5 protein-coding genes and 2 pseudogenes are annotated in these 8,132 nt (G+C 64.3%); 4 read left to right on the top strand and 3 right to left on the bottom strand.

The genetic code is table 11. The features are described 5' to 3' along the window. The 3 genes and pseudogenes from LL962_RS06555 to LL962_RS06545 all read right to left on the bottom strand — a co-directional run. A pseudogene (locus LL962_RS06555) lies at positions 1 to 261 on the bottom strand (type IV secretion system protein); the annotation flags it as partial. Between the two features lie 47 nt (positions 262 to 308). Next, the gene (locus tag LL962_RS06550; protein ID WP_228316353.1) at positions 309 to 1,070 is read right to left on the bottom strand and encodes a hypothetical protein; all 762 of its coding nucleotides are present in this window, start codon (positions 1,068 to 1,070) and stop codon (positions 309 to 311) included. 561 nt (positions 1,071 to 1,631) lie between these two features. Continuing rightward, positions 1,632 to 1,960, bottom strand: a pseudogene (locus LL962_RS06545) (diphosphate--fructose-6-phosphate 1-phosphotransferase); the annotation flags it as partial. 864 nt (positions 1,961 to 2,824) lie between these two features. On the opposite strand from LL962_RS06545, the gene LL962_RS06540 reads away from it, so the two are divergent. The 4 genes from LL962_RS06540 (at position 2,825) to LL962_RS06525 (ending at position 8,122) form a co-directional block, all read left to right on the top strand. Further along, positions 2,825 to 2,965, top strand: coding sequence for a hypothetical protein (locus tag LL962_RS06540; RefSeq protein ID WP_228316352.1), 141 nt, complete (start codon positions 2,825 to 2,827; stop codon positions 2,963 to 2,965). A 569-nt stretch (positions 2,966 to 3,534) separates the two neighbouring features. Further along, positions 3,535 to 3,864 carry an STAS domain-containing protein gene (locus LL962_RS06535; protein WP_104587327.1) on the top strand — a complete coding sequence of 110 codons (330 nt, stop codon included), beginning with the start codon at positions 3,535 to 3,537 and terminating at the stop codon, positions 3,862 to 3,864. Between the two features lie 18 nt (positions 3,865 to 3,882). Then, the gene (locus LL962_RS06530) at positions 3,883 to 5,886 is read left to right on the top strand and encodes a chemotaxis protein CheA (RefSeq protein WP_228316351.1); all 2,004 of its coding nucleotides are present in this window, start codon (positions 3,883 to 3,885) and stop codon (positions 5,884 to 5,886) included. 91 nt (positions 5,887 to 5,977) lie between these two features. After that, on the top strand, positions 5,978 to 8,122 hold the full coding sequence (locus LL962_RS06525) for a methyl-accepting chemotaxis protein (RefSeq protein ID WP_228316350.1): 2,145 nt from the start codon (positions 5,978 to 5,980) through the stop codon (positions 8,120 to 8,122). Positions 8,123 to 8,132 lie beyond the last annotated feature (10 nt).

Here is an 8,132-nt window from a genome sequence, read left to right as displayed (position 1 = left end):
GGCCTTGATCATGGTGGCCATCGCACTCTCGCGCGACTGCCCGGTGGCGATGCGATAGCCCAGAATCAGCACCCACAACGTGGTCACTGTCAACGCGATGGTGCTGACCCACCGCATGGTGCGCCTCATCAGATCCAGGCCGAACTCCTGTATCTCGTTGCTGAAATAATCGTTGACCAGTTTGAAGAAGACGAAGTCGCCGAGATTGGCATCCGCCAGGGGCTGCAGCCAACTTGTCGCACCATGAAAAAAAACGTCCATTGCTATTTGCCTGTGCGTCGTGATCTGGGCTTTGGTTGCCCGCTAATTCATTTGGACAGCGCAATCTTCAATGCTGCTGCTTGCACGACCTGCCCCAGCAAGTTGCCCTTGTCGCCTTCCAGTGCGCGCTTGGCCAGCAAGGTCTGGTCATCCTTGAGTCCCGCAATATAGACGTCATAGGCTTTCATCTTGGCTTCCCAATGACTCATTTCCATAGCATTGCGTGCCGTAAAACGCTTTACTTCGTTATCGTTGGCTGCCAACGCGCCTTGTTTACTACCCACTGTGCCGCGCTGGCGCTCAATAGCCTCAAGTTCGGTGTTACGTTGCACCAAGCGCTTGAGCATCATGACCGATTCGTTGTATTGGGAATTTTGCGCCATGACAATGCGGGCGCAGACTTTTAGCTGCTCCTCCGCCATATTCCCAGTCATCGAGGGTGCGACAGACTTGATCTGCTCGAGAATGCCCGCGATGCCGCTGGCTTGCGCTCCCGGGCAGGCGAATTCAAGTCCATAGCCTGGCTCCCGCAAGACGAACTTATCGTCCAGGGGGGGACGTAGAAAGTTCAAGCTCGTCAAACTGATGAGTTGCTGTTTGTAATGCTCCAGCTGCTGCTGATACTGTTTGATCGTCTCGGTCCAGCGCTTGGCCTGTTCCGCATACTCCGCGATATCCTTTCCCTCTCCCGACGGGTTGACGACGACGACTTGCGCGTTGGCGGAGCCTGCGCACAGTCCAATGGTTAGCAGCAGGCCGGCGGCAAGGCGGGAAATGGGATGGCGAAGGCGGCGGGAGCGTGCGGTCATGGCGAGTCTCGTCGATCTTTTCGGTATAGATAGATGGCAGGAACAGTGCAGCGGAACGGAAGTGAAGGCCGCTTGCCTGGTCAGCAAGCAGCGCTGGCGTTATAAATCATCAGCTCGTCGCGAGCGAGTGAGGCCTCTGCTTCAACACGCAGGCGCCCGCGACGGGGACTGCCGCTCTTGGGAGTTGGAGGGGATTGCCTGCTGAAGCCATGATCCTTATGCGCGATGAGGCAGGTTTGGTGAGAAGTGTTGCACACAGTTAACTGAATTTCTACCAAGCCAAGGGGGCCGCTCCAGCCTTCACTAACGCCAAGTCGCAGGCCCGACGTGGTCTGCCGGGCATCTGTAGGAAAAGTCCTACAATCGGTCGCGGCATTTGCCGGCATGGCATACCACTTGGCTATCCATGAGCGGCCGGGTGGCGCCGGAGGTCGACCATAGCGTGACAGTCGTATGGGGTGACGATGCCGCAGATCTCCGACAGTTGCTAAGGTTCCCGACTGCGTAGGCTTTTTGCGATGCGAGCAGCTCTGCCGGCAGACGATCGTTTCGCCTTCCCCCAGCTGGCAACTTCCTCGCCATCGAGACATTCTTCAGGCTGGCATATCTGAGCAGGCCATCGCTGCCGTGCCAGCGGGGCCTCGCCCTCTCTTAGCGGGGCGAAGTGCCGACGGGCGTGCCCGGTGATGACGAAGCCGTCCCCGCGCAGGAAGCTGGGAGACATCTCTTCGCGGCAGTCTTGCCGGCGGCCTGGGTCTATTCCCAGTAGGTCTTCGAAGCCAGGTGGCGCGCGGAACGCTGCGCTAGTCGGGAAACGCCAAGTGCATCTTGTAGCCCAGCGCCTGCTTGACCTGTGCAGCCAGGAACGCGGTCACACCGCAGACCCGGGCAGCGTCCAGAGTCTCGCCGCCTCAGGGGCAGAGTTGCCAGATGGGAAAATCTGACGTCCGATTGTGGAGTCACCCCACCCCAGGCGATTAACGTTGGAATCAAGCCGATTGCAGCCGAAACCCGACGCAGCGCCTAAGCAGTCTGTGCAAAGCGGTGATTGATCAAAATATCCTTTGCGGCAAACTCACTATGGCTGACCAACTCGGGCAGCGGGCGATCCTCGTCAGGGTGTATAACCCCACTGCGAGATGATCAATTCCAAGGTGGCTTGATTCACCGGGACAACGCCTGGACATGTCATCAGATATGTCCGGCGTGCAGCCGCCGTGGCCGGCGGGTTAAAGGCCGGGCTCCACACCTGGATAGCATGAAAGGCTGCGATCGGCGCCGTACATTCCGGACTCGGAGTGCCGGGGCCAGACACGCCGGCCATGCAAAGAAAGACCGAACAAGGATCTACCGTCTGGGCGCGAACCGGCGCACTCAGGCCAAGGCCTAAAGCCGCAGCGAGTGCGAACGTGGTGGCCATGCTGCGTAGTTTCATAACGAATACCTCCCTGGTAGTAATTGAAGTGACATGCTTGTCTCTGGCAACTTGCGCTAGGCATGGCTCAGCGAGATAGCCCAGACACCGTTGCCATGGTGTCGGCTGGGTCACCTGGCTTTCCGTCTTCGCCAGGACGGCGGCGGGCAGGTTATCACGGGAACGATGCATACGGTGGGGGATCAGGGGACGCGGGCCCGCCGCCGGACAAACGTGCGCTGGCGGCCAAGGACGTGCTGCCTGGACTGCGTGCCGTGGCATGCGCGTTCGGGAGGTCAGGACGTCCTGGCCGGCAGCGGGAACCCTCCCGGCGACTGTCTTGAAGACGCGAGCGGCGCTCAGTCCGAAGATCTACGCGATGGACGGCCCCGACAAACTGCGCATCAAGCTGCCGCTGCCCGAAGGCGCCGACCGCTTCAACGCCGCACGCGGCCTGCTGGCGGCGCTGGCACCGGGCTGAAGCGGGTAGCGGCGCAACGCTCCGCTGAGCAGGCAGACTCGAACGTTACGCGGCGTGCGCACTGTGCGTGGTGTGCGCATGCCTGTCATGTGCCCGGCGGCGAGGCACCCATCCAGTCCCGGCCGCACCTGGATCCGGGCAAGACCCCAGCCGCTGCACGCTTGCGCATTCCCATCATGCGCCCACCTCGCCGTTACTCCAGCGGCGCTCTTCCACCGTCGGGATCGGCTTGCCTGCGGCACCACACCGCCACCTTCACGCCGATCGACCAATCTCCCGCGCTATGGCTGCGTTGGGGGTGCGCGCTGTCCAGGCACGATCGATCCGGCGCCATTGTCCACAGGACTGTCCCGGACAATCCGTCCCTGAGCCTGCTTGCGACAAAACTGAGCGATTAATTCGCGCGCAGTGACCCGTTTCGCATTTCCGTCATCGCACTGAATTAGGCCTAAATATTCCGGACCAGGGCCGATACCTGCATAGACCGGCAGCTGCGGCGTGTGCGAACCGCGCACGTTCACCCCACCGCAGCGCCATTCCCCGCGTCAGCGTATCGCCTCGAGGCATCCATGAGCACCCCATCGTCCGATTTTCCTGCGCCGCTGACGCTTGCCCTGGAGGGCGAGATGACCATTCGGCGCGCCGCCGAACTCAAGCCGCTGCTGCAGCCGGCCTTGGCGCATCCGGGCGGTCTGCATCTGGACCTGGGCGCGGTCAGCGAGATCGACACCACCGGTCTGCAATTGCTGCTGGCCACCAAGCAGGCCATCCAGGCCGACGGACGGCCGTTTTCGCTGACCGACTCCAGCCGGGCGGTGGTCGATGTGATCGAACTGCTGGGCCTGCTCGAAGCCTTGTATCCGCATGCGGTCGCAAGCCTCGACGCACGCATTCACTAACGGACCGGTGACGCGCGCATGGACATGAATCAGCTGATGCAGACCTTCCTGGCCGAGAGCCGGGATCTGCTCGAGGACATGGAACGCCACCTGCTCGAAGCCGAGCGTGGCGAATCCTCGCCGGATGCGGTCAACGCGATCTTCCGCGCCGCGCATACCATCAAGGGCTCGGGCGGCCTGTTCGATCTGCCGCAGTTGGTGGGCTTCACCCACGTGGTGGAGAGCGTGCTGGACCTGGTGCGCGATGAAGCGCTGACGCTGAGTTCGGAACTGATCGCGCTGCTGCTGGTGTGCTGCGACCATATCCACGCCCTGGTGGAAACCGCGGCCGATCCCGGCCATGCCGATGCGGCGGCATTGGCCGCCGAAGCCGAACCGCTGCTGGCGCAGTTGCAGACCTACCTGCAAGGCAGCGGCTGTGGCGTCACCGCGGCCGTCGCGCAGCACAGCACCCCGGAAAAACAGAGCGGTTACTGGCGCATCGACCTGAAACTGTTCGCCGATGCGCTGCGCTTCGGCAATTCCCCGCTCAAGCTGATCCGCAACCTGCGCAGCCTGGGCTCGGTCGAGTCGATCGACACCGACGACAGCCAGTTGCCCGCCTTCGAGGAACTCGACCCGGAGGCCAACTACCTGGGCTTCCGGATCCTGCTGCGCAGCGATGCCGACCGTGCTGCCATCGACGACGTATTCGAATTCGTGCGCGACGATTGCGACCTGCAGATCGCCGCCGTTCCGGCACCGGCCGACGCCGCCGCCGCACTGCTGGCCAGCACACCGGTGACGGTTGCGGCGCCGGCCAGCGTGCCTGCGGCCGCACCGGCAGCGCCGCGTCCAGCACCGGAGTCCGGTGCACGCGGCGGTGCCGACGCGCGCTCGATCCGGGTGGATGCGGACAAGCTCGATCGCATGATCGATCTGGTGGGCGAACTCATCATCGCCGTGGCCAGCACCAATGCCAACGCGCAGCGCAGCGGCGACGCGCAGCTGCTGGAATCGGCCTCGATCCTGGCCGGGCTGGTGGAAGAGGTGCGCGAGAGCGCGCTGCAGCTGCGCATGGTCAAGATCGGCGGCACCTTCAGCCGCTTCCAGCGCGTGGTGCACGATGTGGCCCGCGAGCTGGGCAAGGACATCGCGCTGGTGGTGGCCGGCGAAGACACCGAACTGGACAAGTCGGTGGTGGAAAAGATCGGCGACCCGCTCACCCACCTGGTGCGCAACGCGATGGATCACGGCATCGAACCGGCCGAGGTGCGCGTGGCGCGCGGTAAACCGGCACGCGGCACCGTGGGCCTCAACGCCTACCACGACTCCGGCAGCATCGTCATCGAGATCACCGACGATGGTGGCGGGCTCAATCGCGACAAGATCCTGGCCAAGGCGCTGGAACGCGGTCTGGTCGAACCCGGCCGCCAGCTCAGCGACCGCGACGTCTTCGCCATGATCTTCGAACCGGGGTTTTCCACCGCAGAAAAGGTCACCAACCTGTCCGGCCGCGGCGTCGGCATGGACGTGGTCAAGCGCAACATCACCGCGCTGCGTGGCACCGTGGAAATCGACAGCGCCGCCGGGCTGGGCACCACCATTTCGGTCCGCCTGCCGTTGACCCTGGCCATCATCAACGGGTTCCAGGTGGGCGTGGGCAAGTCGGTGTTCGTGGTGCCGCTGGACGTGGTGGAGGAATGCGTGGAGTTCGCACCCGACTACGCCAGCGACTACATCGACCTGCGCGGCAGCGTGCTGCCGTATGTGCGTCTGCGCGAGCTGTTCGCACTTGGCGGCAAGACGCCGGCCCGCGAGAGCATCGTGGTGATCCGCCAGGGCGCGCAGCGCTTCGGCCTGGTGGTGGACACCCTGCTGGGCGAATGGCAGACGGTGATCAAGCCGCTGTCGAAGGTGTTCGCGCAGGTCAAGGGCATCAGCGGCTCGAGCATTCTGGGCAGCGGCGATGTCGCGCTGATCCTGGATGTGCCCAGCCTGATTCAGCAGTTGCACCCGCAGCAGGACGCGCTGGCCGCCTGAGTGCCTGCACCACCGCTGTTGATATCCGGCGTCATCGCTGGCCAACCACACCGTTCGTCACGTTGTTCCCTGACCCCAGGAAGCTACCGCCATGTCACACCGTCTTCCGATCGCCACGCAGCTGTGGTTCACCGCCGCACTGGCCGTTGCCCTGCCCGTTCTCGTGATCGTCGCCGGCTTCGCGCTGACGCTCTCGCATGCCGCCCTGCTGGCCGCCAGCGTGGTCGCCGCGCTGGTCAGCGGCGTACTGCTGGCATGGGCCATTCGCCTGGTCAACGGTTCGCTGGACCTGGCCACCACGACGCTGGATGCCTTCTCGCGCGGCAATTTCGATGTCGCCCTGCCGCAGGATCGCGACGAGCAGGCCGGCGACGTGTTGCGCGGGCTGCGCAAGGTGCAAAGCGGCATCCGCCACGTCAACGAGGAGATCATTCGCGTCTCGCGCGAACACGATGCCGGCGAGATCGATGCGCGCATCGACGTGGCGCGCTTCGAAGGCGATTTCCGCGCCATGGGCGACGGCATCAACCGCATGGTGGCCAGCCATATCGCAGTCAAGAAGCAGGCGATGGCCTGTGTGGCCGAGTTCGGCCGCGGCAATTTCTCCGCCGAACTGGAACGGTTGCCGGGCAAGAAAGCCTTCATCAACGAGATCGTCGACCAGATCCGCGGCAACCTCACCGGCCTGGTCGCCGAGGTCAACCGCATGTCGGCCGAGCACGATGCCGGCGATATCGACGTGGTCATCGACACCCAGCGTTTCACCGGCGATTTCCGCCGCATGGCCGAAGGCATCAACGCGATGGTGGCCGGCCATATCGCGGTCAAGAAGCAGGCCATCGCCTGCGTGGGCGAGTTCGGTCGCGGCAACTTCACCGCGCAGCTGCCGCTGCTGCCGGGCAAGAAGCGCTTCATCAACGAGACCATCGAGCAGGTGCGCGGTAATCTCACCGGACTGATCGGCCAGATCAACCATATGTCGGCCGAACACGAGGCCGGCGACATCGACGTGGTGATCGACATCAGCCGCTTCGATGGCGATTTCCGCAGCATGGCGCTGGGCATCAACCAGATGGTCGGCGCGCATATCGCGGTGAAGAAACTGGCGATGGGCGTGATGGCCGAATTCGGCCGCGGCAACTTCGATGCGCCGCTGGCGCAGTTGCCGGGCAAGAAGGCCTTCATCAACGAGACCGTGGAGCGCGCGCGCGGCAACCTGCGCAGCATCTCGGAGGTGATCCAGGTGATGGGCGCCATGGCCGAGGGCGATCTCACCCATACCGTGGAAGGCCGCTACGAAGGCGCGTTCGCCGACATGCAGCGCTACGTCAACACCACCATGAGCCGCCTCACCGAGATCGTCGACGAGGTCAACCGCAACGCCGAGAACCTGGCCAGCGCCTCCGAAGAGGTCAGTGCCACCGCACAGGCGCTGGCCCAGGCCGCCAGCGAGCAGGCCGCCGGCGTGGAAGAGACCAGCGCCTCGCTGGAGCAGATGACCGCCTCCATCGCGCAGAACACCGAAAACGCGCGGGTCACCGACAGCATGGCCGCCAAGGCCGCCAGCGAAGCGGCCGACGGCGGCGACACCGTGCGCGCCACCGTGGTGGCGATGAAGGACATCGCCAAGAAGATCGGCATCATCGACGACATCGCCTACCAGACCAACCTGCTGGCGCTCAACGCCGCCATCGAGGCCGCGCGTGCCGGCGAGCATGGCAAGGGCTTTGCGGTGGTCGCCGCGGAAGTGCGCAAGCTGGCCGAACGCAGCCAGATCGCCGCGCAGGAAATCGGCGAGGTGGCCGGCTCCAGCGTGGAACTGGCCGAAAGCGCCGGCCGCGTACTGGGCGAGATGGTGCCCTCGATCCGCCGCACCTCCGATCTGGTGCAGGAGATCGCCGCCGCTTCGGAAGAACAGACTGCCGGCGTCAGCCAGATCAATACCGCGGTGGGGCAGTTGAACCAGACCACGCAGTCGGCCGCGGCCAACGCCGAGGAACTGGCCGCCACCTCGGAGGAGATGAGCGCGCAGGCCGAACAGCTGCAGCAGCTGATGGGCTTCTTCCGGCTGGGCAATGGCGGACGCCCGGCCGGCCGGTCGGGGCCGCGTCGGACGACGCAGGCCAGCCAGCCGGTGGCCGCCCATGCACCGGCACGGCGTACCAATGTGCGCCAGATCGGCGTGGTGGCCGCCACTGCCGATGCCATCGACGAATCGCAGTTCGCCAGTTTCTGAAGGAGCCGAC

It is taken from the genome of Xanthomonas sp. NCPPB 1067 (genome assembly GCF_020783795.1).
Classification (GTDB): Bacteria; Pseudomonadota; Gammaproteobacteria; order Xanthomonadales; family Xanthomonadaceae; genus Xanthomonas; species Xanthomonas melonis.
Note: the sequence above shows the minus strand (reverse complement) of the source record. Positions and strands in the feature narration are given on the sequence as shown.

Excerpts from the sequence above, each read along its gene's own strand:
- LL962_RS06550 (WP_228316353.1), bottom strand. The coding sequence starts at position 1,070 with ATGACCGCACGCTCCCGCCGCCTTCGCCATCCCATTTCCCGCCTTGCC.
- LL962_RS06525 (WP_228316350.1), top strand. The coding sequence starts at position 5,978 with ATGTCACACCGTCTTCCGATCGCCACGCAGCTGTGGTTCACCGCCGCA.
- LL962_RS06530 (WP_228316351.1), top strand. The coding sequence starts at position 3,883 with ATGGACATGAATCAGCTGATGCAGACCTTCCTGGCCGAGAGCCGGGAT.
- LL962_RS06535 (WP_104587327.1), top strand. The coding sequence starts at position 3,535 with ATGAGCACCCCATCGTCCGATTTTCCTGCGCCGCTGACGCTTGCCCTG.